The 25,234-nt window shown below is 61.6% G+C and carries 22 protein-coding genes; 10 read left to right on the top strand and 12 right to left on the bottom strand.

The features are described from left to right. The first annotated feature begins 43 nt into the window (after positions 1-43). Positions 44-1,177: an ABC transporter ATP-binding protein gene (locus RLEG4DRAFT_RS01780; protein ID WP_003574914.1), complete on the top strand. Its 1,134-nt coding sequence runs from the start codon at positions 44-46 to the stop codon at positions 1,175-1,177. A 38-nt stretch (positions 1,178-1,215) separates the two neighbouring features. On the opposite strand, the gene RLEG4DRAFT_RS01785 is transcribed toward RLEG4DRAFT_RS01780, so the two are convergent. Next, on the bottom strand, positions 1,216-2,187 hold the full coding sequence (locus RLEG4DRAFT_RS01785; RefSeq protein WP_003574916.1) for a DMT family transporter: 972 nt from the start codon (positions 2,185-2,187) through the stop codon (positions 1,216-1,218). A gap of 859 nt (positions 2,188-3,046) precedes the next feature. Between RLEG4DRAFT_RS01785 and RLEG4DRAFT_RS01795 the strand changes: the two genes are divergently transcribed. After that, a complete protein-coding gene (locus tag RLEG4DRAFT_RS01795) occupies positions 3,047-3,979 on the top strand; it encodes a hypothetical protein (protein WP_003574918.1) in 933 nt (310 codons plus the stop codon). An 814-nt stretch (positions 3,980-4,793) separates the two neighbouring features. Continuing rightward, the gene (locus RLEG4DRAFT_RS01805; protein ID WP_003574922.1) at positions 4,794-5,318 is read left to right on the top strand and encodes an AAA family ATPase; all 525 of its coding nucleotides are present in this window, start codon (positions 4,794-4,796) and stop codon (positions 5,316-5,318) included. A gap of 97 nt (positions 5,319-5,415) precedes the next feature. Here RLEG4DRAFT_RS01805 and RLEG4DRAFT_RS01810 read toward each other — a convergent pair whose 3' ends face one another. From RLEG4DRAFT_RS01810 to RLEG4DRAFT_RS01820, 3 genes are read right to left on the bottom strand one after another with little or no spacing between them, the layout of a single operon-like run. Next, positions 5,416-6,516, bottom strand: a complete 1,101-nt coding sequence (locus tag RLEG4DRAFT_RS01810; RefSeq protein ID WP_003574923.1) for a D-TA family PLP-dependent enzyme — start codon at positions 6,514-6,516, stop codon at positions 5,416-5,418. Further along, entirely contained in the window at positions 6,517-7,992 is a 1,476-nt protein-coding gene (locus tag RLEG4DRAFT_RS01815) for a M81 family metallopeptidase (RefSeq protein ID WP_003574924.1), read from the bottom strand. It lies immediately after the preceding gene. Positions 7,993-8,022: 30 nt separating this feature from the next. Next, positions 8,023-8,505 (bottom strand): hypothetical protein, encoded by a 483-nt coding sequence (locus RLEG4DRAFT_RS01820; RefSeq protein ID WP_003574925.1) that lies wholly within the window; start codon positions 8,503-8,505, stop codon positions 8,023-8,025. Between the two features lie 111 nt (positions 8,506-8,616). Between RLEG4DRAFT_RS01820 and RLEG4DRAFT_RS01825 the strand changes: the two genes are divergently transcribed. From RLEG4DRAFT_RS01825 to RLEG4DRAFT_RS01845, 5 genes are all read left to right on the top strand, one after another. Beyond that, the gene (locus RLEG4DRAFT_RS01825; RefSeq protein ID WP_003574926.1) at positions 8,617-9,006 is read left to right on the top strand and encodes a RidA family protein; all 390 of its coding nucleotides are present in this window, start codon (positions 8,617-8,619) and stop codon (positions 9,004-9,006) included. A gap of 29 nt (positions 9,007-9,035) precedes the next feature. Then, a complete protein-coding gene (locus RLEG4DRAFT_RS01830) occupies positions 9,036-9,899 on the top strand; it encodes a MurR/RpiR family transcriptional regulator (RefSeq protein WP_003574927.1) in 864 nt (287 codons plus the stop codon). A gap of 41 nt (positions 9,900-9,940) precedes the next feature. Next, positions 9,941-10,717 carry an SDR family oxidoreductase gene (locus RLEG4DRAFT_RS01835; protein WP_003574928.1) on the top strand — a complete coding sequence of 259 codons (777 nt, stop codon included), beginning with the start codon at positions 9,941-9,943 and terminating at the stop codon, positions 10,715-10,717. A gap of 97 nt (positions 10,718-10,814) precedes the next feature. Beyond that, positions 10,815-12,038 (top strand): MFS transporter, encoded by a 1,224-nt coding sequence (locus tag RLEG4DRAFT_RS01840; protein WP_003574929.1) that lies wholly within the window; start codon positions 10,815-10,817, stop codon positions 12,036-12,038. A gap of 74 nt (positions 12,039-12,112) precedes the next feature. Next, complete coding sequence (locus tag RLEG4DRAFT_RS01845) at positions 12,113-13,315, top strand: ROK family transcriptional regulator (RefSeq protein WP_003574930.1); 1,203 nt, start codon at positions 12,113-12,115, stop codon at positions 13,313-13,315. 4 nt (positions 13,316-13,319) lie between these two features. On the opposite strand, the gene RLEG4DRAFT_RS01850 is transcribed toward RLEG4DRAFT_RS01845, so the two are convergent. After that, positions 13,320-14,234: a DMT family transporter gene (locus tag RLEG4DRAFT_RS01850; protein WP_003574931.1), complete on the bottom strand. Its 915-nt coding sequence runs from the start codon at positions 14,232-14,234 to the stop codon at positions 13,320-13,322. A 276-nt stretch (positions 14,235-14,510) separates the two neighbouring features. On the opposite strand from RLEG4DRAFT_RS01850, the gene RLEG4DRAFT_RS01855 reads away from it, so the two are divergent. Then, entirely contained in the window at positions 14,511-15,251 is a 741-nt protein-coding gene (locus RLEG4DRAFT_RS01855) for a helix-turn-helix domain-containing protein (RefSeq protein ID WP_037093079.1), read from the top strand. A gap of 88 nt (positions 15,252-15,339) precedes the next feature. Here the strand turns inward: RLEG4DRAFT_RS01855 and RLEG4DRAFT_RS01860 are convergent, their stop codons facing one another. From RLEG4DRAFT_RS01860 to RLEG4DRAFT_RS01890, 7 genes are all read right to left on the bottom strand, one after another. Continuing rightward, a complete protein-coding gene (locus RLEG4DRAFT_RS01860) occupies positions 15,340-16,362 on the bottom strand; it encodes a class I SAM-dependent methyltransferase (protein ID WP_003574941.1) in 1,023 nt (340 codons plus the stop codon). Between the two features lie 147 nt (positions 16,363-16,509). After that, a complete protein-coding gene (locus RLEG4DRAFT_RS01865; protein WP_171898165.1) occupies positions 16,510-18,537 on the bottom strand; it encodes a beta-N-acetylhexosaminidase in 2,028 nt (675 codons plus the stop codon). Positions 18,538-18,569: 32 nt separating this feature from the next. Then, complete coding sequence (locus RLEG4DRAFT_RS01870; protein WP_003574945.1) at positions 18,570-19,511, bottom strand: ABC transporter ATP-binding protein; 942 nt, start codon at positions 19,509-19,511, stop codon at positions 18,570-18,572. Continuing rightward, positions 19,508-20,323, bottom strand: a complete 816-nt coding sequence (locus RLEG4DRAFT_RS01875) for an ABC transporter ATP-binding protein (protein WP_003574947.1) — start codon at positions 20,321-20,323, stop codon at positions 19,508-19,510. Before RLEG4DRAFT_RS01875 ends, RLEG4DRAFT_RS01870 begins: the two co-directional genes overlap by 4 nt. Further along, the gene (locus tag RLEG4DRAFT_RS01880) at positions 20,320-21,222 is read right to left on the bottom strand and encodes an ABC transporter permease (protein ID WP_003574948.1); all 903 of its coding nucleotides are present in this window, start codon (positions 21,220-21,222) and stop codon (positions 20,320-20,322) included. Before RLEG4DRAFT_RS01880 ends, RLEG4DRAFT_RS01875 begins: the two co-directional genes overlap by 4 nt. After that, a complete protein-coding gene (locus RLEG4DRAFT_RS01885; RefSeq protein ID WP_003574949.1) occupies positions 21,222-22,202 on the bottom strand; it encodes an ABC transporter permease in 981 nt (326 codons plus the stop codon). The genes RLEG4DRAFT_RS01880 and RLEG4DRAFT_RS01885 overlap by 1 nt, the downstream gene beginning before the upstream one ends. Before the next feature lie 25 nt (positions 22,203-22,227). Continuing rightward, on the bottom strand, positions 22,228-23,919 hold the full coding sequence (locus RLEG4DRAFT_RS01890) for an ABC transporter substrate-binding protein (RefSeq protein WP_003574959.1): 1,692 nt from the start codon (positions 23,917-23,919) through the stop codon (positions 22,228-22,230). Between the two features lie 337 nt (positions 23,920-24,256). Here RLEG4DRAFT_RS01890 and RLEG4DRAFT_RS01895 point away from each other — a divergent pair, with 337 nt between their 5' ends. After that, positions 24,257-25,165, top strand: coding sequence for a flagellin (locus RLEG4DRAFT_RS01895; protein WP_003574960.1), 909 nt, complete (start codon positions 24,257-24,259; stop codon positions 25,163-25,165). Positions 25,166-25,234: the final 69 nt, after the last annotated feature.

The raw sequence follows: 25,234 nt of genomic DNA on the forward strand, positions 1-25,234 counted from the left end.
TTATATCGAATGTGCGACGAAGGCCGCCGGCGGAGACAGATTTTTGGGACAGCTCCTTCTCAACAAAGTTCAGAAGTTCTACGGCGACTACGAAGTTCTGAAGGGCGTGCAGCTCGAGGTGAAGAACGGCGAGTTCGTCGTCTTCGTCGGCCCGTCGGGCTGTGGCAAATCCACCCTGCTGCGCATGATCGCCGGTCTCGACGCGACGACGGCTGGAGATATCGTCATCAACGGCGTCAGGGTCAACGATCTGCCGCCCGTCAAACGCGGCATCGCGATGGTGTTCCAGTCCTACGCGCTTTACCCGCACATGACGGTCTTTGAAAACATCGCCTTTCCGCTTCGCGTCGAGAAGATGGAAGAGGCAAAGCTCAAGGCCAAGGTCGAAAATGCGGCGCGCATCCTTCACCTCGAACAGCGCCTGCAGCAGAAACCCGGCATGCTGTCCGGCGGCCAGCGCCAGCGTGTTGCGATCGGCCGCGCCATCGTCCGCGAACCGAAGATCTTCCTGTTCGACGAGCCGCTGTCCAACCTTGACGCAGCACTTCGCTCCGACATGCGCATCGAGCTTGCCAAGCTGCACAGGGCGTTGAAGGCGACGATGATCTATGTGACGCACGACCAGGTCGAGGCCATGACCATGGCCGACCGTATCGTCGTGCTCGACGCCGGCGATATCTCCCAGACCGGGGCGCCGCTGGAGCTTTATCACAAACCGGCCAACCAGTTCGTCGCCGGCTTCATCGGCAATCCGAAAATGAATTTTCTGCCGGTGACCTGTAAAAGCGTCAGCGCCAATGGCGTCGAGGTGGATTATCTCGGCCAGACGGCCGTTCTGCCGGTGACCCCGCGCGACGGCATGGCAGGCAAGGCTTTGACGCTCGGCATCCGCCCGGAGCATATTCAGCTCAACGGCGGCGATATCGTCTTTACCGTGACGCCGACGGTCATCGAGCGCCTCGGCGCCAATACGGTCGCTTATGCCTCGCTGAACGGCGAGGCCGAGAATTTCTGCGCCATGCTGCCCGGCAGCGTCGGCATCCGCGCCGACGCGCCTGTTTCGACCGGCATCAATGCCGCCGACTGCCATCTCTTCGATGAGGCGGGCATTGCCTTCGAGCGGCGCGTCGAATTGACCGAAATCGACATGAACGTGATCAACCCGACGGCTGCCTGAACCGACTGGCTGCGTGTCGGCGGGCATTGTGCTCGTCCTCAGGCTTTGGTCGCCTCCGCTCTGGTCGTTGGCTTCAGCAGGATGATGAACAGCAAGCCGGCGACGATGAGTGCCGCGCCTTCGAGATGATAGCGTTGCAACTGTTCGCCGAGGAACAGATAGGCGAGTACGGCGATGAAGATCGTCTGGATGTAAAGCAGCACGCCCGCCCGCGCCGCCCCCAAGGCCTCGATGCTGCGATTGAAGAGATAATACATAACCGCGCCGCCCGGGATGGCGACATAGCCGAGCGCGATGAGGCCGCTGGCATTGAGCCGCGAGCGCTCGTCGGAGACAAGCTCAAACAGATAGAAGGGCAGCGCCGTCAGCACCGCCGCGCCGAGGAGGAGCACCAGGAGCGCAAGGCGATTGAGATCGAATTTCGCCCGGCGGAGCAGGACGGTGTAGAGGCTGAAACAGAACGCGCCGGCGACGATCCACAGCTCTCCGGGATTGAGGTCGAGACGCAAGAGCGCCGCCGGGCTGCCCTTGACGATGATGACCACGATCCCGAGAAAGGCGAGGATCGATCCGATCACCTGCCAGCGTCCCATAGGCTCAGCCAGCATGAAACGGGCAAGAATCATGGTGATGATCGGGATCAGGGCGATGATGATGCCGGCGGTCGTGGCATCGGCATGTTCGAGGCCGACAAAAATCAGGCCCTGGCAGATCGCAAGACCCACACCGCCAATGGCGAGCAGCTCGAGGCCGCGAGCCCGCACGAGCCCGACCATGGCCCCGAAATGCCGGTACACGATCGGCATCAGGATCGCCCAGGCGATCAGCACGCGCCAGAAGCAAAGCGCCCAGGGCGGCATCTCCGAAGAAACCCATTTCGCGGCAATATAGACGCCGGCCGACAGCAGCCAGCAGAAAACCCCCACGGAATAGGCGGCCGCAAGCGAACCGCCCGCCGCCTGTTCCGTCCCGACCGTATCGCGATGGACCCCCAAGACATGTATCGCCATGGCCAGTTATGCCACAATTCCCATGCGCTGCACAGATGATGCGGCGAACACTCGGCATCCGCCCGGAGCATATCCAGCTCAACGGCGGCGATATGCCGCCGGTTGCCATCTCTTCGACGAGGCCGGCATTGCCTTCGAGCGGCGCGTCGAACTGACCGAAATCGATATGAACGTGATCAACCCGACGGCGGCTTGAAACGACTGGCTCTGTTTCAGCGGTTCGTCCTGCCGAGGGGCGGGGTCCGGGGTGACATGATACGCTAAGCAATTGCGTCTGCCCACCGGCAGGAGTTCGGAGTGATTTTCAATTCACGAACGTCGTTGGACAATCTCCTGCAGATAGCAGGGTCCGGCCCATTGCGCACGTCAGTTGGCCACTGCGTCGTTGGCAACATCGTGGGGCTGACCGCTGAATCTCGGCTTGCCCAGCTAACCAAATTCCTTACGTTCTTCGTCCTCAGACCAGCCTGCGCGTCATCGCAATCCTCTTCGCCTAATAGGGCAAGTGCGGCTTCAAAACGCTGAAACGCCTCCACTCTTGTCAATTTGCTCATTGCGTTTGCTCCGTTTCGTTAGAAGGAAAGTATCGTGGCAAAGCGGCAAATGTCATCGGCTGGAACGCAAGTTTGATTACAGCATAATCCCCACTATCCCTGGCTGTGCACCTTCGCAACGGAGGGAACGGTTCAGAATGTCGCGGGCTTATAGCGCTCCGCGGCCTAGACGTTTGTCGGCTTTCTCCCGAGGCGGACAAGCCGGCTCGCGACAGATCCCCTCTGGGGCTTTCAAGCATCTTGCCGATATGCCAAGAAAGACTGTTCGGCTGTGGCATGGCTTTGGTTCGAAGTAGGGTTAGGTATTGAGCAAGATACGTTTCCGCAGTGGGTATGCCAAGTACTCGGATCTCGCCATGCTGCTGGCCTATGTCGGGGAAAGCGACCCGTTCGATCCTCCGACCAGGATCATCGTCCTCGACGACGCACAATCCAAGGCCGAATGGGGCCTGGAAAACTTCGACGACGTTTTCGTGGATGTCTGCACCTTCCGTTCGGAGACGGTGGACCGGCCGGCTTTCGTCTGCGTTTCGGAAGAGGGCAAGGTCTGGTTCCAGCTCAAGAGCCGCGTCATCGAGGACATCCCCAATGCGGGCCTCTACAAGCCGACATCGCTGAAGCTCGGCTATATCGGCGGCATCCGCCAGCTCGGCAGTGAGCTTTACGCCTTCGGCTATGCCGGTCAGATTTACCGGCGCAGCGCGCCGGCGGCGTGGGACCATTTCGACCTGGGGATCGTCGGCGCGCCCGGCGATGAATATGACGTCAGCGGCATGTGCCTATCCGACAGGACGTTCTATGCCGTGACCAGAATGGGCGGCAAGGGCCGCATCTATTCCCGTAGCGGTGCTATGTGGACGACGGAGATCAACCCATCGGGCGAATGGCTGAACGCTGTTGAAGCGGATCAGGATGGAACCGTCTGGATCTGCGGCCGCAACGGTACGCTTCTGAAGGGCAATGCCACGAGCGGCTTCACGCAGGTAGGCGATCCCGAATGCAACGAGGAATTCCTCTCCGTCGCGCTGTTTCGCGGACAGATCTGGCTGAGTTCGGCGACATCGCTCTACACATGGTCTTCGGATCGGTTGTCGAAGGTTTACACGGGCCTTTCACCCGGTATTCGCAGCGCCAACCGTCTACAGATCGCTGACGATGTGCTCTGGTCGTTCGGCTATGACGACGTGCTGCGATACGACGGAGTAAGATGGATGCGCTTCGTGTGCCCTGGCACATAACAGGCGGATTTGGAGAGATGTTTCCATTTGGAGGGAAACATGGCTGAGATATTCGACTTTTCGTCAGCAACCAGCAGGTGGGGGTGTTCGATCCAGAGCTCGATAGTCCCTTCAACGAATGGCGCCCACGCGACGTCTCGCAAGGCTTTTCCTGGCGTGCAGAAAGCGTGTCTTGACGCCTTTCGCGGTTTGTAAGGGCAGGTCGATCGCCGTTGGCTCAATCGTCGAAGAGAACAATATTTCGATACCGGGTGGCGTGAAATACCAGCTGATGTTCGAATTTCTGCCGGGCGGCGTCCATGGTGACTGGCCTCTGCGGCATCCAACTAAGGTTTTTGGAGCAGTTCAACCTCCTCTGCGAGATTCGCAAGGCGGATGAGTCGATGGACGCATCGCTCCCACTGGATCTGCATGCCTGCCCAGCCCTGTGACCGTCGCCGGCCGGCCTCATGATCCGCTCCTGTATGTCTCCTAATAGCGCGTTGCGGAAGTCGGCCATCTTCCGCTGTCGGGTCATTCGCGACGGCAGTCGATTTCCGCTCGATAACGTCTGAACATCTTGAGCGACGTGTTTGATGGGGTGGGATGCTGACAGTCAGCCTGTTGTTGGAGGTACCACAGCGCTGCCAAGGTTAGACGACCTCACCTGTGAGCTCACTCATGCGCTCCGTCTTGACCCCCGAGCAGAGCGGTCCTACAAGATAGCTATGGCAACAAACCTTTGATTGGCCGCGCCCAGCGGCATTGAGCGAAGCGCAGTCCTGCACGGCACGCAGGGCCACTTCCACTCGCCAAGCCAAAATCAGAGATTTTCATGCCCACGCTCTACCTCACCTGCGGTCTTCCCGGTTCAGGGAAGACGTCACTCGCCAAGATAATCGAACAAGAAGCATCTGCCCTCCGTCTGACCGGAGATGACTGGATGCACAAGCTTTACCCCGGCATCTCTACTGCAGAAGCCGAAACTGGCCCGTGCCGGGTTAGAGTCGAAAGCCTACAATGGGAGATCGCTCTGCGTGCCATCAGGCTTGAGTGTAACGTTGTCGTGGATTGGGGAGTGTGGTCGCGGGCAGAACGCGACGCCTGCCGGGACGAAGCTCGAGCAGCTGGTGCCCGCGTCGTCCTCTGCTTCCTCGACGTTCCCTTCGATGAGCTTTGGGACCGTGTCTCTCGACGAAACGCCGAGCTTCCAGTCGGCACGTTCGATATCTCGCGGGCGGACCTGCTTAGGTGGTCGAAGCTGTTTGAGCCGCCAACCATCGGGGAGTTGGCGCTTTACGATCGGCAAACCAATCCAGCCATCCCCGCTCTTCCAACAGCGGCGTTATCACATGAGTAGCAGCCGAAACCTGACCGTCCGGTAACGGCGGGCAAAGCGGACACTCCGTAGAACCTAAGTCCGCCATCGCAACGAAAGCGTCCGCCGCGCAACGCCCCTACCAGACGAGGCCGCGGGCCGCGACTTCCTCGACGCGGGTGACCACACCACCCCGATGAAACACCATCGTATCGAACAGATTGGACACCACGCAGGTGTGGTTCGGGATGATGAAGAGTTTCTCGCCGATCTGCGGCCGGGGGTCGGTGCAGTTCGACAGATCGATCACCCCGTGTTCTTCCGAGAGGCTGCTGATCCGCGCTTGGGGGTAGCCGACGATCAGGCCGTAATCGCTAAAACCCTGGAGATCCGAGGTCAGCGCCTTCGAGCCGGCATCGATGACGGCGCGGTCGGCGGTTGGCCGTGAGACGACGGTCGCCAGCACATGCATGGCGCAATCCTCCTCGGTGCAATGGCCCATGCGCACCATCTGGCGATCGTTGTAGATATAGGTGCCGGCGCGGTGTTCGGTGGCAGATTTGACCAGATGCGCCTCGAAAAGGCTCGGCGTTCCGCCGTTGCTGACGATCGGGCAGGTCATGCCTTCCAATGCCAGGCGTTGCAGCACCTCGGTGATGAAGGCTTCGACGGCAGCGGCCGATTGCGGCTTCGGGTAAGTGACGATGCCGCCGAAGGTGAGGCCGTCGGCAGCGGCAATGCGCTTGGCAAGCGAGGCGGCCTCCTCGGCTGTCTGCACACCGCAGCGGCCGCCGCCGGTATCGCATTCCACCAGCACGGTCAGCGGCTTGTGGCCGGAGAAATGCGCCGCCAGGCCGTCGACCGTCACTTCGCTGTCGGCGACGACCTTGAGGGCCGGGATTTTCGTGTTCAGCCTCGCCAGGCGCTCGATTTTCTGCTGTCCGAGGATGTTGAAGGTGATCAGGATGTCGCCGAAGCCGGCTTCGGCGAAGACCTCGGCTTCCGTGACCTTCTGGCAATTGATGCCCTTGGCGCCGGCGGCAATCTGCGCGACGGCGAGAGCGGGAATCTTGTGCGTCTTGATATGCGGGCGGAAGTTCAATCCGTGTTCATCCATATAGGACTGAACGCGGTTGATGTTGGCAGCCAGCCGGTCTTCGTCGATGATCGGACGCGGCGTCGAGAGATCGGCGATCCTGTCGCCTGCCTTGGCGACGACGGCAAAGCTGGCATCCTGCATCTAGGCGGCTCCGCGTTCTCTTCCATGTGGATCGGCCACGATCGGCCAGATGGTCTTCGGCGCCCGCCGGTAGGGCGTCGTCGCCGGATTATTGGGATAGGGCGTTCCGGCCGAGCAGTAAAGGATCTCCGCCGCGATCTTCGAGAAGGAGGCGAAGAAGTGGTTGGTCGATTTGATCACCAGGATCTTCTGCCGTGTCGGATCGATGCCCATCACCGAAAACAGGCTGGGATCGAAGCTCTGGGCGCGCGTCGAATTGAGGATGATGTCGATGCCGTCAAGCACGATATGGGCGGCGTCGCCGAAAGGGGCGAGGCTCTCGCCGAACTGCATCTCGGCATTTTTCACCAGCTTGACCACCTTGACGGTGCCGTCGATGGGATTGCCGGTGCCGGGCGCCGATTTGGCGCCGAAGCGCAATGGAATGTCCGCCCCCTCGCCGGCTGCAAAACAGATCTGCACGGCAATCGGATCCCAGATGGTGCCGATCGCGGCGCTGGTGACGCCGCGGGCCAGGAGTTCTGCGAGAATGACCGTTGCATCGCCGGCCGTGCCACCGCCCGGATTGTCCCAGACATCGGCGATGACGACGGGCCATGCGGTGGCGGCCATCGCGCGTGCGACGGCTTGCCTCTCGTCGATCTGCGGCACCATGAAGGTGCCGCGCTTGGAAAACAGTTCGAGACCGAGCTCGCGCGCCAAAGCCGCGCCCTTTTCCGGCTTGTTGTCGGTGACCACAAGCAGCTTCGTTCCCATTTCGGGAACGTCGCCGACCATGAAACCGTGGATCACCGAGATCGACAGGATATCGGGATCATCCTTCTCGATCTGCATGATCTTGTCGACGAAGGAGCGCATCGGCTCGCGCGATGTCGGGAAGACGTCGATCATCCGGCAGTCGAACACCGAGATAGCAGGCTTGACCCGTCCTTCGAGCGTATCCACCGCGATGCGCCAGAGATCCTCGGCGCGGTCGACGAAATCCGTATGCGGGAATTCCTTGAAATAGACGGCGAAATCGAGGGCGGCGACACGTTTTGCCGTGAGATGGCTGTGCGGGTCGAGTTCGGCGCAGATGATGACGTCAGGCCCGACGATCTCGCGCATGCGCTGGAGAAGATCGCCTTCGGTATCCTCGTATCCGGCTGCCACCATGGCGCCATGCAGGCCCATGACAACGGCGTCGACAGGCGTTGCGGCACTCAACTGGCCGAGGATTTCGTCACGCAATTCTTCGTAGGTTGCCCGGTTGACCAGTCCGGCGGGGTCGGCCCAGGTGGCGGTTCCCTCGATCAGCTGCCAACCTTTTTCCGCGGTGACGCGCCGTCCGACGGTGATCGGCGCGGTGCAGAGCGTCGGCGTTTCCGGATGTTGGCCGGGCGGGGCATAAAGCGAGGCTTCGAATGCGCGGCGATCCACGCAGATCGGGGAAAAAGTATTGGTCTCGGTCGCCAATGCTGCCGTGAAAATGCGCAAGAAAGTGGCCTTCGTGTTGTCGGCCCCGCTTTACCCCATCGGGTTCGGCAGGTAGCCGGTGAAACCTGAGATCTTCCAGCGTCCCTGGTGAAGCCTGCAATAATAGAGCGTCTGCCATAGCAGCACGTCGCGGCTGCCGTCGGACTTGGAAATGCCGCCGTCGAATTTTTTGCGAACCAGCGCCATGTCGCCTTCGATCTCGATATCCTCGAGCGTCGTCGTAGTGAAAATCGCCGTGCGCGCGTCTTCCGCGAAGCTCTGCTCGGCGAAATCCTTCGCCTGCTTCAGCCATTCCTGGCGATAGGCCGACAGCGTCGGAAAAGCAAGGCGCCATGTGTCGGGGCTGACCTGCTTTTGGGCATCGATGCCGATGAAGCCCTCTTCGACGAAATCATCTTCCACCTTCGACCAGTCGGCGGCGAGAAAAGCATCGATATCGCGCAAAACGAGCATTTCCCAGATGGCGTGCCGGGCGCTGTCGGAGGGAAAAGGATTCTCGAAAGGATCGCGCATATTAGCCCCGTATTGAAATTCTTTTCATAATTCGCGTTTTTCACTGGTCAAATTCTGCTTTCTATGGTCATTTGTCAACTTATCAAGAAAATAATTTGCAAGGACATCAGCATGCCCATCAAGCGCTATGGCACTGTTCAAACGGGCGCCGGCGGCAAGGCGCTGCCCTTCGCGCGGGCGGTCGAAGCCGACGGATGGCTCTATGTTTCCGGCCAGGTTGCGATGGAAGACGGCGAAATCATCGACGGCAGCATCATCGCCCAGACCCACAAGACGATCGCCAATGTTCTTGAGATTCTCGATGAGGCCGGTTATGGCGTCGAGGACGTCGTGCGCGTCGGCGTCTGGCTCGACGATCCGCGCGACTTCTGGACCTTCAACAAGATCTATCAGGAGTATTTCGGCGAACATCCGCCGGCGCGCGCCTGTGTGCAATCGTCGATGATGGTCGATTGCAAGGTTGAGATCGACTGCGTGGCCTATAAGAAGAAGGAAGCGTAGAAGCAAAAGAACCATTGGCGGGAACGGGCTTGGATATCTTTTCGACATTGCAGGAAGACAAGGGCCGGCTCTCTCCCTCCGAGAGCCGCATCGCCGAGATCATCGTCAACGATTTCGAGTTCGCGGTGAATGCCTCGATCATCGAGCTCGCCGAACGCGCCGAGGTGTCGCCGCCGACCGTCACCCGCTTCTGCCGGCGGCTGGGCTGCGAAAGTTTTTCCGACTTCAAGGTGCAGCTTGCCCGGACCGCCCATATCGGCGTGCGTTATCTGAAGCCGGAATCGAAAAGCACCGACCCGGCCGATGTCGCCCAGGACATCATCACCAAGGCGCAGAACGCGCTCTTTCTTCTGCACCGTTCGCTCGATCTGGCCGCGATCGAAGCCGCCGTTTCCCATATCGCCAAGGCCGATATGATCTATGCCTTCGGCTCCGGCGGCAATTCGTCGATGATTGCCGATGAGCTGCAGAACCGGCTCTTCCGTCTCGGGCTGCGCATCACCGCAAGTTCCGACCACAGCATGCAGCTGATGATGGCGGCCGCAGCACGGCCGGGCGACGTGTTGATCGGCTCGTCCTTCTCGGGGCGGAACATGGAGCTGGTGCGGGCCTTCGAGCTTGCCCGCGGGGGCAAGGTGAAGACGATCGCTCTCACCCAGACGGATAGCCCGGTTGCCAAGGCAGCCGAAATCGTCGTGCCGATCGACCTTCCCGAAGGGAATAATATCTACCGGCCGACCTCGACGCGCATCGCCTACATCGCGACGGTCGATATTCTGTCGAGCCTGGTCGCCTACGCCGTTCAGCCGAAGGCGACGACCACGCTTCGGCGGATCAAGCAGCAGCTCGTCATTCACCGCGACGGCGACGACCGGCAATTGCTTGGAGATTGAAATGCCATGAAAATTAAAGCCATCAGCGGGAGCTAGAGAACATGACCCAATCGGCTGCCATCGTCACCGGCGCTGCGGGCGATATAGGCGCTGCGATCGCCGCACGGCTCGCCGATGACCATGATGTCGTCTTTCTCGCCGACATCGATGCTGCGGCTGCGGCGGTCACAGCGTCGAAGCTCGGGCCGGACAAGCGTTTCGTCGCCGTCGGATGTGACGTGACCAGCGAGGCAAGCATTGCCGGCTTGGTTAGCCGCGCCGCCGACGCCGGCGTGGTGCGAACGCTGGTCAACAATGCCGGTGCCGCCCGCGCAACCAGCCTGCATGAGACGACGCCCGAGATCTGGCGGGCGGATATTGCGCTCAATCTCGAAGCGGCATTCCTGTGTTTTCGCGCCTTCGAGCCGATGCTGAAGATCTCGAAGGGTTCCGTCGTCAACATCGCCTCGGTCAACGGCATGCAGGTCTTCGGGCACCCGGCCTATAGCGCCGCCAAGGCCGGCCTCCTGCATTTCACCCGGCTGGTTGCCGTTGAATACGGCAAGTTCGGCATCCGCTCCAATGCCGTCGCACCCGGCACGGTGAAGACGCAGGCCTGGGAGGCGCGCGCCGCCGCCAACCCTGATGTCTTCGAGGAGGCACGTCGCTGGTATCCGCTGCAGCGTGTTGTCGATCCCCTTGACGTCGCCAATGCCGTCAGCTTCCTTGCCGGTCCGCTGGCGGCAGCCATCACAGGCGTCTGCCTGCCCGTCGATTGCGGTCTGACGGCCGGCCAGGCCGAATTGGCGCGAACCTTCTCGCAATCCGAGCATTATTGACATTCAGGCTCCGATCTCCGAGCCAATAGCATGAGATGACCTCCGGGACTGCCCATCGCGGCCGCGCCTGCCGATTTCCCTGACGAGCGATGACCCCATGAGCCGCCTCTTTCCCGACGTCTTCCGCAATCCGGCGATCCGCGCCAGCATGATCGCCATTTTCACCTTCGGCATGGCGGGGGCGATGACTGCGCCCTATCGTTCGATCGTCGGCATCCGCGAACTGGGCCTGAGCGACGGTCTCTATTCTTTCCTGGCTTTCGCCTCGGCCGCCGTCAACGTGGTGATCAGCGTCCTGCTCGGCAATCTCGCCGATCGGCTTGGCGAATACCGGTCGGCGATGATCGGCGCCTGCATCTTCGGCATCGTCGGCTACGGCATGGTTTACCTCTTTCCCACTGCGGCCATTTTCATCATCAGCGCGCTGCTGCCGCTGCCGATCTACGGGGCGTTGAACTCGCTGCTGTTTGCCAATGCGCGCGCGGCGATGCATGGCATGAGCCGGAGCGAGATGGTGACGGCCAATTCAGGCGTGCGCGCGATGATCTCGCTCTCCTGGGTGCTGATCCCCGGTATCACCGGCCTTGTGCTCTCGGGCGCATCGAGCATGCTGCCGGCCTATCTCTTTGCCGCCATCTCATGTCTGTTCTGCCAGGGCATCATCCTCTTCGCCCTGCCGAAGCGGGCGGGCGCGGAACTGGTCGTGCCGCATCACCTCAGCTATCTCGGTGCGCTGCGCCAGGTAGTTTCACCGCGGATTTCGGCGCATATCGCCGGCGTCGCGCTGATTACCAGCACGCTGCATCTCAACGACGCCCTTCTGCCCCTGATCGCCACCGGTGCGGCCCATGGTGCGCTCAGCGACGTCGGAATTCTTGTCGGCATCGTCGCTTTGCTGGAGATCGTCTTCATCATCGTCTGGTCGCGGATCGCCCGGGAGGCCGGCCAGATGGTGGCACTTGCCGCCGGCACGATCATCTATGCCGTGTTCCTCTGCCTTCTCGGCTTTGCCTCCGAGCCATGGCACCTCTATGCGCTGACCTTGCTCGCCGGCATCGGCGCGGCGGCGATCATCAGCATTCCGATCACCTATCTGCAGGATCTGATCGCCGATCGGCCGGGGCTCGGCAGTGCTTTGATCTCCGTCAATGTCTTTGCCAGTGCCGGCATCGGCGCGCTTGTCTTTGCCGCCGGCACCTGGCTGACAGGCTATTCGGGAACCGCCCTGATGAGTGCGGTCACCGGCCTATCGGGGATCGCGATCCTCGGCCTGCTGCAGAGGCGAAACGCCGTTGCGCCTGCTGACGCCGGGGTTCAATAGACCGAACGTAGAATGGGCTTTCATCCCTATCCGTCTTGTGACAAGGGTGGGGCACCATTTCCTTTGAAGGCGACATGAAGGCGATCTCCGGCACGAATCTCGAGCAGGCCAAGTCTCACAACCGGCGTGTGGTGATCGAGGCTGTGCGCACCAACGGTCCGTTGTCGCGGGCGGCGATCGCCCGGATGACGGCGCTGACCGCCCAGACCGTGTCGAATATCGTCGAGGAACTGGAGAGGTCGCATCTGCTCGTGCCGGCCGAGGCGCAGAAGCTGGCGCGCGGCCAGCCGATCATTCCCTATTCGATCAATCCCGCCGGCGCCTATTCGATCGGCCTCGAACTTGGCCGCCAGCGGGCCAGCGGGGTGCTGACCGATCTTTCCGGCGCCGTCTGCGCGCGCATCGAGCGCCACGTCGAACATCCCGATCCGCAAAGGGCGATGCCGGCGCTGCAGGCGATCGTCGAAGATCTGCAGCAGGCCTTCACCTTCGACCGACACCGGCTGCTCGGTGTCGGCATGGCCCTGCCCGGCCGCTATGCCGATGGCGGCATCACCTCGCTCAGCCCGCAGAACCTGCCCGGCTGGCAGGATTTTCCCGTCGGGCACGAGCTGGAACAGCGGGTCAAGCTGCCGGTGCTGGTCGAAAACGATGCGACCGCCGCCGCAATCGGCGAGCGTCTGCATGGTGTTGCCCGCGGCCTTAGCAGTTTCGTCTATCTGTTTCTTGCCGGCGGCGGCGGCATCGGCGCCGGAATGTTCCTCGACGGCCACCTTTACAAGGGCAGCCGCAACAATGCCGGCGAGATCGGCCATATCATCGTCGAGCCGCATGGCAAGCTCTGCAGCTGCGGCAAGCGCGGCTGCCTGGACCGCTACGTGTCGCCGACCGTCGCTTACGAATTCATGGGCATTGCCAATGCCGAGGAGATCCTCCCCGACGATCTCGACGCGTTGATCGCCAAAGGCGGCGAAGGCCTGGACGCCTGGCTCGATCAGGCCGTCCAGCCATTGCGGCAGACCCTCGATTTTCTCGAACTTGCCTTCGACCCGCAGACCATCGTGCTCGGCGGCAGCATATCGACATCGCTGATGCGCCGGCTTGCCGAACGGCTGGAGCCGCTGCACCTGCCGATCGACCCCAACCGCAAGGGAAGCGTGCCGCGCGTCATGATCGGCATGACCGGCAAGGATACGGCGATCCTCGGTGCCGCCGCCCTGCCGATCTTTTCCGAAACCAATCCGCGCTTCGACGTCCTGCAAAAGCCGGTCGGGTGAAGGCTCATTCGCCTGCCGGCAGCCTCGCATCGGCCTGCAGGGCGGGACGCACTGGAATTCGGGCAAAGATGACCACGTTCCCGAGAAGCGTCAGCGCCAGGCCGACCAGGCCCAGACCGGTCCAGTGGTAGCCCTCGAAGACCGTCGACAATGACAGGGCGACGATCGGAAACAGGACGGTGGCATAGGCAGCGCGTGAGGAGCCGATGCGCGACACCAGCATGAGATAGGTGGTGAAGCCGATCACCGATCCGATCGCCGCGAGATAGAGCAGCGCGGCAAGATAGGTCATGTCAGGCGGCGCCACGATCGGCGTTTGCGTTACGGCAATCAGCAGGAGGAGGACAACCGTGCCATAGGTCATGCCCCAGGCATTGGCGGTCAGCGGTGAGATTCCGGCCGCACTGTTTCGACGCGACGCCATGTTGCCGAGCGAGAAGAACAGCGTGCCGAGCGCCGCGAGCCCGATCCCTTTCAACGTGTCCAGATTGAAATCGACGACAACCTCCTCTGCGAACAGCAGGAGAAGGCCGGTGGCTCCGAGCGCTGCTGCGAGAAGCGTGCGGCCGGTAACGCGGTCGCCGAAGAACAGGCGCGCATTGACGGCGTTGTAGATCGTTGCGAGCGAGAAGATCACTGAGATCAGCCCGGAGGGGATAAAGCCGGCGGCGTTGTAGAAACAGATGAAATTGAGGCTGAACAGGCAGAGCGCTTGCGCAAGAATGAAAGGTTGATCGCGCAAGGCAGGGAACTTCAACTGCCGCATGACAGCCAGGATGGCGACGAGGATCACGGCTGCGACCGCAAATCTGTAAAAGACCGAGACCAGGACCGGCACGGGACCGACCTGCATCGCAATGGCAATCCAGGTCGTCCCCCATATCAGGACGGTCGAGATGAAGAGAGCGGCATTTGCCATCGTGTGATCCTCGTTTTCTCGATCGATAGGCCAACTGTGAGCCGGTCTCTTGCAGATTCTTGCTACGAAATTTTTTGCCCTGGACTTCCTGCTCGCCACACGGACCCTCCACCGGTATTATCCGCAGGACGTCACACGTGTGGGGAAGAATAGGTGAAAGATAGCCGCCTCTCGGTTTACAGCTTTTTGTCTGCATCTCCCTCTGCCCGGGTGTCACAGTCGATCGATCTGGGGTTCGGGCGATCGGCGGCTCTCTGGAGCAATGGCAGCGACAGGATGAGCTACGAGCGGCCGGACGGACATACGTTCAGCCTCTATCTCACCGGCGGCGCCGGAACGCGCCGTCTGGACGGCAGCCCGGCCGCGCAGGGCCGGCCCGGAGCCTTGTGCATCATGCCGCAGGGACACTCGTCCGAATGGGAAATCACCGACCCCTTCGAATTCGTCCATCTGTATGTTCCAGACGATCAGATGCGCCGGATGTTTGCAGAGACGTTTGACCGCGATTCCAGGCTGATGGTTCTTCCCGAAGTGACCTTCGCAGATGCACCCGCCCTGGCGCGCGCGCTGCGGCAGATGACGCAAGCGATGTCGGCGGGCGACCATCTGCCGGCTGAAGAAGCGATGACGCAGACGATCAACGATTTCTTCGTTGATCCGCGTTTTGGCGGGATGCGCCCCTGCGCGATCAGCGGCGGGCTCGCTCCTCATATCAGCCGCCGGATCCTGGACTATATCGAGGCCCATCTCGACGAGACGATCCGCTTGCAGGATCTGGCGGCGATCGGGCAACTCAGCGCCTTTCATTTTCAGCGGATGTTCCGGGCAAGCTATGGCGTGTCCCCGCATGGCTGGGTGGCCCACCGGCGTGTCGAGCGCGCCAAATCGATGTTATCAGGCACAGACCCGATCGCGCAGATCGCTTCGGCCTGCGGCTTCAGCAGCCAGAGCCACATGACACGGGCCTTCAAACTGGGCACCGGCGTCACACCCTCTGCCTACCGGCAACGACAATGAAGCGCCTTCTGTCGCGAAATGTTTTGTTCGCCGTAGCCTGGACGGGACGGTAGCCTTGATCCCGGCATAGGGATGCCGGCCCCACCGGCTATTCGAAAAGAATGAGACTTGCCGGCGTTGGCGGCATCGGTTTGACTGTGACGCCGGCAAGACCGGCCTGTCTTGCTATCTCGGTCAGCTCGCCTTGCGTATAAGCCTGGCCTGCCGGCGTGCTGGCGAGCATCTCCCAGGAGAAGGCCGCGGGAAAAGGCGGCGACACGCGATCTTCGTTCGGCACGAAATCGACGGCAACGATCCGACCACCCTCTGCAAGGCTCGCGATGATCTTTCGCAGCAGCTGGGCACATGTCGGCATATCGAAGTGGTGCAGGAAATTTGGAAGCAGGACGAGATCATAATCCGTGCCCCAGTCGACATCGAAGGCGCTGCCGGCGATCGTCCGGTACCTCGCAGTCACACCGGCTTTATCCGCATTCTGCCGCGACAGCTCCAAGACCGCGGCCCAGTCGACGGCGACGACCTCCGCTGATGGAAAGGTTTTCGCAATTTCGATCCCGAAAATGCCTGGACCTGCGGCGATGTCCAAAACCTTTTTGGGAGACCTCGGCCAGCCGGAGATTTCGCCGGCCAGTATTTTGGCGCTGAGCCCGGTAAAGGAGCCCATGCCGCGCGCAAACTTCAACCAGACGGGGTTGTCCGGGGACATGTTGGCAAGCCCGGCCGAACCGCCGTTTCGCACGACGGCGGCCGGATCGCGCAGAAAATTATCCAGTATTTCGGGTGCGGCGACGAACTCGACGGCCGAGCCCATATAGGCCGGCGAATTGCGATCGAGGAACATCCTGGTCGAGGGCGTCATTCGGTACTGTCCGCTCTCCTTCGTCAGGAAACCATGGACCACGAGGTAGTCGCAGAGGATGCGCACACCACGCTCCGAGGCGCTTGTTGCCGATGCCAGCAATTCTGCCGTATTGCCCTCGCCGATATGGGTAAAGAGATCGAGCTCGATGGCCGCCTTGATCGCTGCCGTCTTTCGGCATGCAAACAGTGCATCGACCACGAGTTCGGGCGACACGACGCCAACATCGGCGTCCTCGACGGTTGTTTCCATTGGGATCCCTCAGAGCCCTCGATCGGTCTTGCCTGGCAGCGCCGGCCGCAGAAATTATGCGTACATTCGCATATTCTACAATACTTACCACGCTAGCCCGATCGGGTGCCCCGACGGTCGGGACCGTTCTATCACGGTCCCAGTGCCTTACGACTGTTGCAGCCCGTAAAGCAGTGGCATCAGCCCTGCGAGCGCCTTGAAGCGTTCCCATGACTTCGCCGACGGCTTCGTCCAGCCGGTTTCGGCAAGTCCGGAAAGACGCGGAAAGACGAGACGGTCGAAAACGGCGCGATCCGTCATCGGTTCGGACCAGATGCAGGCCTGGATGCCGAGGAGCTTCTGTTTCTGGCCCGCGGTCCAGCCGCCGACCGGATCGAAATTGTATAGTTTTTCGGCGTCCGACGTTCCCGCCCAGCTGGCGCCGGGCTCGTCCCAATCCGGCCTCAGCGCCATGTCGAGGTAATAGACCTGTCCGGGGCAGACGACCATCTCGTAGCCGCGTTCGGCGAGTTCGGCCGAGACCTCGACATTGCGCCAGCTGCAAAGATAGCTCTTCGATTTGTCGATCACATCGCCGTGGGCCGCCTCTTCCCAGCCGCCGGTGATGCAGCCCTGGCTCGCCAGGAAACGCTGGACGCGCTCCAGGAACTCAGCCTGCAGGACGGCGGCACCCGAGCCGTGGATATCGTCGGCGCCATGGGTATTGGTGACGACGTTCAGCCGCTTGGCATGCGCATCGGCAACCGCGCCGCCGGCAACATCGCGCAGGCGCTGAAGCGCCTCCGGCGAGCCGGACCATGCGCCGAGCGGCACTTCGTCGGCGCCGAGGTGGATGATCTTGAACGGAAAGAGCTCGATCAGTTCCGTAAGGATGGTCTCGACGATCTCGTAGGTCTTCTCACGGGCCGGGTTGATGCAATTGTCGGGAAAGCCCTGAACCGAATAATAGCTGCCGACCTCGGCCGGATCGCGCAGTTCCGGTATGGCCTTCAGCATGGCGTAGCAATGGCCGGGCATGTCGATCTCCGGCACGATCTCGACGCCGAAGCTTTTTGCCTCAGCAACGATCTCCCGGATGACAGCCTTGGGATAATAACCGCCCGTCCGAGCCGGGCTCGAGCCGAGCAGCGGCGGCACGGCAAGACCGTGACCGCGCCAGGCGCCGACCTCGGTCAGCGCCGGATAGGCATCGATTTCGACGCGCCAGGCCTCGTCGTCGGAAAGGTGCCAGTGGAAGCGGTTGAGCTTGTTCCAGGCCAGCACCGCGATCAGCTTCTTGACCTCGGCTGCGCCATAGAACTGGCGGGCGACATCGAGATGCAGCCCGCGCCAGCCCATTGCCGGTTCATCGACGATCTCGCCGGATGCCGGAAACTGGAAGACGCCTGGATGCAGCCTGGCGCCGCGCCAGATCTGCCCGAGTGTGACGAGGCCATAAAGAAAGCCGGTCCGGCCGCTTGCCTCGACCGTCAGTGTCTGCTCGTCGAAGCTCAGCCTATAGGCCTCGGGACCGAAGCCGGCGGCATCCTTCAGGACGACCGGGACTGCGCCTTCCGCCTCGCTGCGCACGATGCCTTCGACGGCGAAGAGATGCTCCACCAGCGCCGCGAAACCTTGCGCGGCCGCCTCCCCTTCGGCGCTTTGCGCCTTTGGTGCAAAACCGGCCGGCAGCGGACGGCGGGACGTGACCGCCACATGGTTCGGCCAGGGGATGATCGACACCTGAACCGGCGCATTGGCGGGCACCGGATAGATCTCGGCGCCGCGCTTCAGCGGCGCGTTGCTGACTGAAGAACGTGTCGGCTCGATCGAGAGCACGATCGTGCTGCCGTCGGCAAACGCGAGATAGGCGCTGGTCGCGCCGTCCGTCCAGTGGCGAAACTGCCAGCTCAGCGCATAGACCGAGATCGTCCATGTCTCGCCGGCGCCGAGCGCGAAATCGGCCGGCGGCTGGAATTCGGTGAAATTGGAAAGCCGCTGCGATACCGTCGCGCCTTCGACGCGGCCGGCGGGATCGACGCGGCCGGGGCCGCTGACGCAGAGCGAGAAATTCGCAAGCGGCTCGCTGCCGAGGTTTTTCAGGCGCAGGACATAGGAAAATTCCTTGCCGTCGGCAGGCGGGTTCCAAAGGGTTTCAAGCCGCAGGGCTTTCGGTCGCGGTGTGGACATCGTCATTCTTTCCTTTCGAAGATCGGACCTTTTGAAGATCAGCTCTTGGGTTCGGCGCTGGAAACACCGAGCGCGCGAATGAAATGGTTGGGGCCGACCTGTTCGATCACTGTCGATTCAGGGCGGCTCAGCGAACGCACTTTTTCCGCCTGTTCGAGGAAACGCGCGCTGCCGCCCGTCACGAACGGCCTGCTGCCGTCCGGAACGGCGGAAAGCAGCAATCGTGTATAGGGATGGCGCGGGTCGGAGAGAACCTTATCGGTGTCACCCCATTCGACCATCTGGCCGGCAAACATGACGACGATCTCCTCGGCTACATGCGCTGCCGTTGCAATGTCGTGGGTGATATAGAGCATGGCAAGGTCGTTTTCCCGTTTCACCGTCGCCAGCAGATCGAGAATGTCCTTGCGAATGGAGACATCGAGCATCGAGGTCGGCTCGTCGGCGACCAGCACGCTTGGAGCGACGGCAAGGGCGCGGGCGATGTTGACGCGCTGCCGCTGCCCGCCCGAAAGTTCATGTGGGAATTTCTGCCTGGTCAGATCGGGTTCCAGCCCGACGCTTGCCAGCAGCCGGCTAATCTCCTCGGGGAGATCAGCCTTCGAGCCGCTCTGCCGATGCAATTGCAGCGGACGCGAGAGATGATGGCTGACAGTGAAGGCCGGGTTGAGCGACGAGAACGGATCCTGGAAGACCATCTGCACTTCCCGGCGGTAACGCTGTTCATCTGCGGCCTCGCCGCGGGCGGTCAACTCCTGCCCTCGGAAAAACAGCCTGCCGCCGGTCGGCCTGTCAAGGCGTGCGATGATGCGGGCACAAGTCGTCTTGCCGCAGCCGGATTCGCCGACCAGCGCCAATGCCCGGCCGGGAAAGAGCGAGAAGGACACGCCTTTCAGCGCCCGCACCGGACCAAAATTGCGTTGAATGTCCTCGAGCCGGATCACGGCTTCGGCGACGACGGGATTAACCTCCGCTTTCATGCCACGACACCCGATAGGTGCCGATGATCAGGAAGCTGCGGAATGGCATTCCAGAGCTTGCGCGTATAGTCGTGCTGCGGCGCATGGGCGACCTGGCTGACGTCGCCCACTTCGACGAGTTCGCCCTTCAGCATGACGCCGATGCGCCGGCAGAGCTGCGCCATCAGATGCAGGTCATGGGTGATGAAGAGCACCGAAAAGCCGTAGGTCCGCTGCAGGTCGACGACCTGTTCGAGGATCTCGCGTTGCACCACCACGTCGAGCGCCGTCGTCGGCTCATCCATGATGATCAGCTCGGGTCTCAGCGCCAGGCAGATGGCGATGACGATGCGCTGGCGCATGCCGCCGGAGAATTGGTGCGGGTAATCGCCGATGCGATGCGTGGGAATGCCGACGAGGCGGAACATCTCCTCGGCCCGCGCCCGGGATTCCGCATGCGAGCAGCCGGTGTGCCGGCGCAGCACGTCGTGGAATTGCGCCTCGACCCGCATCAGCGGATTGAGCGAATTCATCGCGCTCTGGAAGACCATGCCGATGCGCTTCCAGCGGATCGTCTGCAGTTCGCGTTCCGGCAACTTGAGCAGGTCCCGCCCGTCAAGCCGGATGCTGCCGCCGCTGATCCAGGCCGGCGCCTTGGAAAGACGGGTGATGGCATAGGCGATCGTGCTCTTGCCGCAGCCGGATTCACCGGCAAGCCCGAAGATCTCGCCGCGGCCGATGTTGAAGGAAACCTCCTTGACGGCGCGGAATTCTCCCTTGTCGACGAGGTAATCGACGTTGAGTTTTTCGATTTCCAGAAGATTGTCGCTCATCGGCCAAGCTCCAATTCCCTGTTGCGGGCGCGGTTGAGACGGAACCAGCGCGTCAGCGCCGGGCCGGAGCGGAGCTGCGGATTGGCGATCTCGTCGAAGGTGAAATTCAAAAGCGCAAGGCCAAGGCCGGTCAGCGCGATGCCGAGCGCCGGCACGCCGATATCCCACCACGCACCGACCATGATCGCCGACGAATTCTGGGCGTTGTAGAGCATCGTGCCCCAGGAGACTTTCAGCGGATCGCCGAAGCCGAGATATTCGAGCGTCGTCTGGGCGACGATTGCGTAGATGATGCTGCCGACGAGGTTGATGCCGATCAGCGTCGTCAGGTTCGGCAGGATTTCCACGAAGATGATGCGCCAGGCCGGCTCGCCGATCATCTTCGAAGCCGTGACGAAATCACGATTGCGAAGCGCCATCGTCTGCGACCGCGTCATGCGGGCGCCCCACGGCCAGGAGGTCAGCGCGATGATGGTCATGATCGTCATCGGTCCCACCGTGCCGGCGAAGGAGGCGAGCAGGATCAGCAGCGGCATGTTCGGGATGACGAGCACGGCATTGGTCGCAAGGTCGAGCAATGCATCCGTCCGGCCTCCGGCATAACCGGCGATCAGCCCGATCGCCGTGCCGAGAACCGTGATGGCAATGCCCGTGGCAAAGCCGACGGAGAGCGAGCTGCGGGCGCCCCAGACGAACTGGCGATAGACATCGCGGCCCATCTTCGTGGTGCCGAGCACATGTTCGATCGAGGGCGGCTGATGCGAGCGTCCGACACGCGCGCCGGGCTCGCCGGGTGCGACAAGCGGCGCAAACAGCGCCATCAGCCAGAGGATGGCTATGATGATGAGGCCGGCCAGCGCCTTTTTCTGCTTGAGGAGTGGCCACAGGGTAAAGCTCATCACGCAGCCTCCCGCAATCTCGGATCGACCAGCCCGTAAATGATGTCGACCAGGAAGTTGGCGCCGAGGGTCGCAAGCGTCATCAGCAGCAGTTGGCCCTGGATGACGGGGTAATCGCGGGCGATGCTGGCGTTATAAAGCGTCAGGCCCAGGCCGGGATAGTTGAAGACGATCTCGGTCACGATCGAGCCGCCGAAGACGGCGCCGAGCATCAGCGCCAGATTGGTCAGCACCGGAAGCATGGCATTGCGGGCGCCATAACCGAACATCACGGTCAGATGGCTCAGCCCCTTGGCGCGGCCCATGGTCACGTAATCCTCGCCAAGCACCGAGATCATCGACGAACGCATCGTCGTCTGGAATTCGCCGATCAGAAACGGCGACAGCGTCAGGACCGGCGGGATCGCATGGGCAAAGACGCTGCCGACGAAGGTGAAATTGAAGGCGGGGTCGAGATTGGGATCATAGGCATAGCCGACTGGAAACCAGCGCAGCGAAACGGCGAAGACGAAAAGCGTCGTCAGCGCCACGATGACGGGCGGCACCGAAATCATGATCACCGACAGCGGCGAAACGATCGTGTCGAAACGCCCGCCGCGGCGCCAGGCGGAAACTGCCCCGAGCACAACACCGACGCAGAGCGAGAAGATGATTGCGGTCGTCACCAGGAAGACGGTCCAGAGCGCCGACCGGGCGAGAACCTGGACGACGGTCTGGGGGTAATATTTGACCGAGACGCCGAGATCGAGGGTGGCAAGCCCCTTCAGATAATCGGCGAATTGCCAGAGCATCGGCTGATCGACCGCACCGAACCGCGCCTTGATCGCCTCGACGGCGGCCGGCGTTGCCCGCGGGCCGAGTTGGGCGATCATGGCATCGACCGGGCTCCCCGGCATCAGCCGGGGAAGAATGAAGTTGACGACGATGGCGAACGCCAGGGCGACCGCATAGACGCCGAGGCGCCGGCTCGAAATGCGCATGGACCGCTCCCTTGCTGGTATTGCTCTAGCTGACCGGCTTGAGACGCAGCAGATGCATCAGGCGCATGCGGTTGTTGTCATGATCCTCCGGATTCATGACGGGATCCTTGTCGGTGACCCAGCCGGTGAAACGTTTGCTGGAGAACTGATACCAGGTCGGGCCGTTGAAGACGGGCACGACGGGGAAGTCGTCGGCGATCAGCAGTTGGATGTCGTTGAAGATCTTCTTGTGATCATCCTCAGACGTCGCCCTCAGATACTGGTCGAACATGGCGTCCAGCTTCGGGTTCGAATAACGCGAGGGCGCGCCGGTGATGCGCCCGCCATAGGCGGTCGACAGGCTCTGGTAATAGCCGCGGAACGGCGTTGCCCCATCGGCGCGGGAGTTCATGACAACCTCGAAACTGCCGTCGATGATCTGCTTGCGCCATTGTTCATATTCCGGGGTGGCGACCGACGCGTTGATGCCGGCGGCACGCAGGCCTTCGACGGCGATCTGCACCGCATCGATCCAGTCGGTCCAGCCGTTCGGAACGATGATCGGGAAGGCGATCGGCTTGCCGCTCGGCGTCGTGCGGAAGCCGTCGGCACCCTTCTTGTAACCGGCATCGTCGAGGACCTTGTTGGCCTTCTCGGTGTCGAAGCCCATGAAGGCGTCCTTGTCGCCTTCGGCCGACTTGTTGCGCCAGGTCTCGAAGCGCGGCGGCAGGCCGGTCGCATGCTCGTTGACGACGGGATAGCCGAAGCCGGCAATATCGACCATCGACTTGCGATCCATGGCCAGGCTGAAGGCGTGACGGAAGTTCAGGTCCTTATAGGCCTCGAGGTTGCCTTCATTGCCGCTCTTGAAGTTCATCTGGAAGGCGACGGTTTCGGCCGGCGGCTGCCAATAGCCGTTATGGTCGGCATCGAGCGCGACGAAGGTCTTGTCGATCTGCGGAATGAAGGAGCCGATCCAGTCCATGTTGCCCTCCGGCAGGATGGCGAGCATCTGGTCGTTGCCTGAGATTTGCGGCAGCCTCAGGCAATCGACATGCAGCGAGGCGGCGTCCCAGTAGTTCGGGTTTCGGCACTGCTCGTAGACCTGCGGCGTGAAGCGGCGCAGCTCCGTCATCGGGCCGGAACCGACCGGCTTCTCGTTCTTGAAGGCGACGGGATCGGAGACATTCTTCCAGATATGCTCGGGAACGACGGCGAGATCGGCAAGCGTTTCCGGGAAATCGGAGTTGACGGCCTTGAGATCGATCCTGACCTCGGTCGCCGACGGCGTCTCGACCGAGGCAACCGTCTCGCCGACGCCGACGGTGTCGAGGGCTGCGTTCTTCAGCATCAGATCGATCGTGTATTTCACGTCGGCCGAGGTCAGCGGCTGCCCGTCGGACCATTTGAGATCGGGCCGCAGCGTATAGGTGACCGACTTCATATCCTCGGAGAATTTATAGCCGGTCGCCAGGCGGAAGACCGGCTTGCCGCCATCCTCGGCATTGAAGATCACCAGCGGCTCGTAGATGAAATCCATCGTGCTCTGCCGGCGGCCGGCAAGGTCGAACGGATTGAAGTTCTGCACCCAGCTGGTCTGCTCCTCGATATGCATCGTCAGCACCGATTCAGCGGCGGCACCGACGGTCCCGAACGCGACGAGCGCCGTCAGGGCGGTCGCCGCCGCCGAGCCGGCGCGCATGGAAATCTTGCAGAACATGCTTTTGCTCAATCTCATTCCAATGCTCCCCTCATTATGTATTTTTGGAGTCAATCAAATTGATTTAATATTGATAGTCAGTTTCCCGCCGGTGCGTCAATTGCCGATTTCAAATTTTTCCGGGCGGCCTCTGAAGCCGTTCTCGGCTGCTTTCGGCACGTCAAATTTCATGATGAACAAAAAAATAAAGGCCGGGCTGGCCGCGTTAACCATTAAGGTACTTTTAAGTACGATAATTAATCCAACGTTGGCGAATTGATCGGAACCACCGGTCGATAAGCATCAGGCTGCTCGCCACGGCCGGGATGTTCCCCCGGATTTCAACATATCCAACCTCCGAAGCAGGCGAATTCCGATGACGAGCATCGATACCAACAATTCCGCGATGGCTGCCCTTCAGACGCTGCGCAGCATCAACTCCAATCTCGAAACGACACAGAACAGTGTCTCCACCGGCTATCGGGTCGACACTGCATCCGACAACGCCGCCTACTGGTCGATCGCCACCACGATGCGCTCCGACAACAAGGCGCTGTCGGCCGTGTCCGATGCGCTCGGCCTCGGGGCGGCGAAGGTCGATACTGCTTACACGGCAATGGACAGTGCGATCGACGTCGTCGACGAGATCAAAGCTAAGCTGGTGGCCGCGACCGAAGACGGTGTCGACAAGTCCAAGGTCCAGGAAGAAATCAGCCAGCTGCAGGAGCAGCTGATGAGCATTGCCCAGTCGGCCTCGTTCTCGGGCGAAAACTGGGTCGCCGGCGCTGACGGCACGAAGAGCGTCGTATCCTCCTTCGTCCGCGACGGCTCCGGCGCCGTGTCCGTTAAAATGACGGATTACACCCTCGATACCAGCTCCGCCGGCAATGTGCTGTTCGGCATGAGCGGCGGGTCGATCGAAACCTCCACGGGTATCCTCGGAACGGCGGATGCAAATGGCGATTCCGTCTACTCGCTCGACATCACCAACTTTACCACCGGTCAGATCCAGTCGGCGCTGTCGACCATCGAATCCGCGCTATCGGCAATGACCTCGGCCGGTGCGCAATTGGGTTCGATCTCGACGCGCATCGATCTGCAGGAAGACTTCGTCGGCGCGCTGTCCGATTCCATCGACTCGGGCGTCGGCCGGCTGGTCGATGCCGACATGGAGGAGGAATCGAGCAAGTTGTCTGCCCTGCAGACACAGCAGCAGCTGGCGATCCAGTCGCTGTCGATCGCCAATTCGTCGTCCCAGAACATCCTGTCGCTGTTCCGCGGTTAATCGCAATCGCCGATACCAAGGGAGCCGGGCGCATAAAACGCCCGGCTCCCTTCCACCGATCGCATTCGG

The sequence above is a fragment of the Rhizobium leguminosarum bv. trifolii WSM2297 genome, from assembly GCF_000271845.1.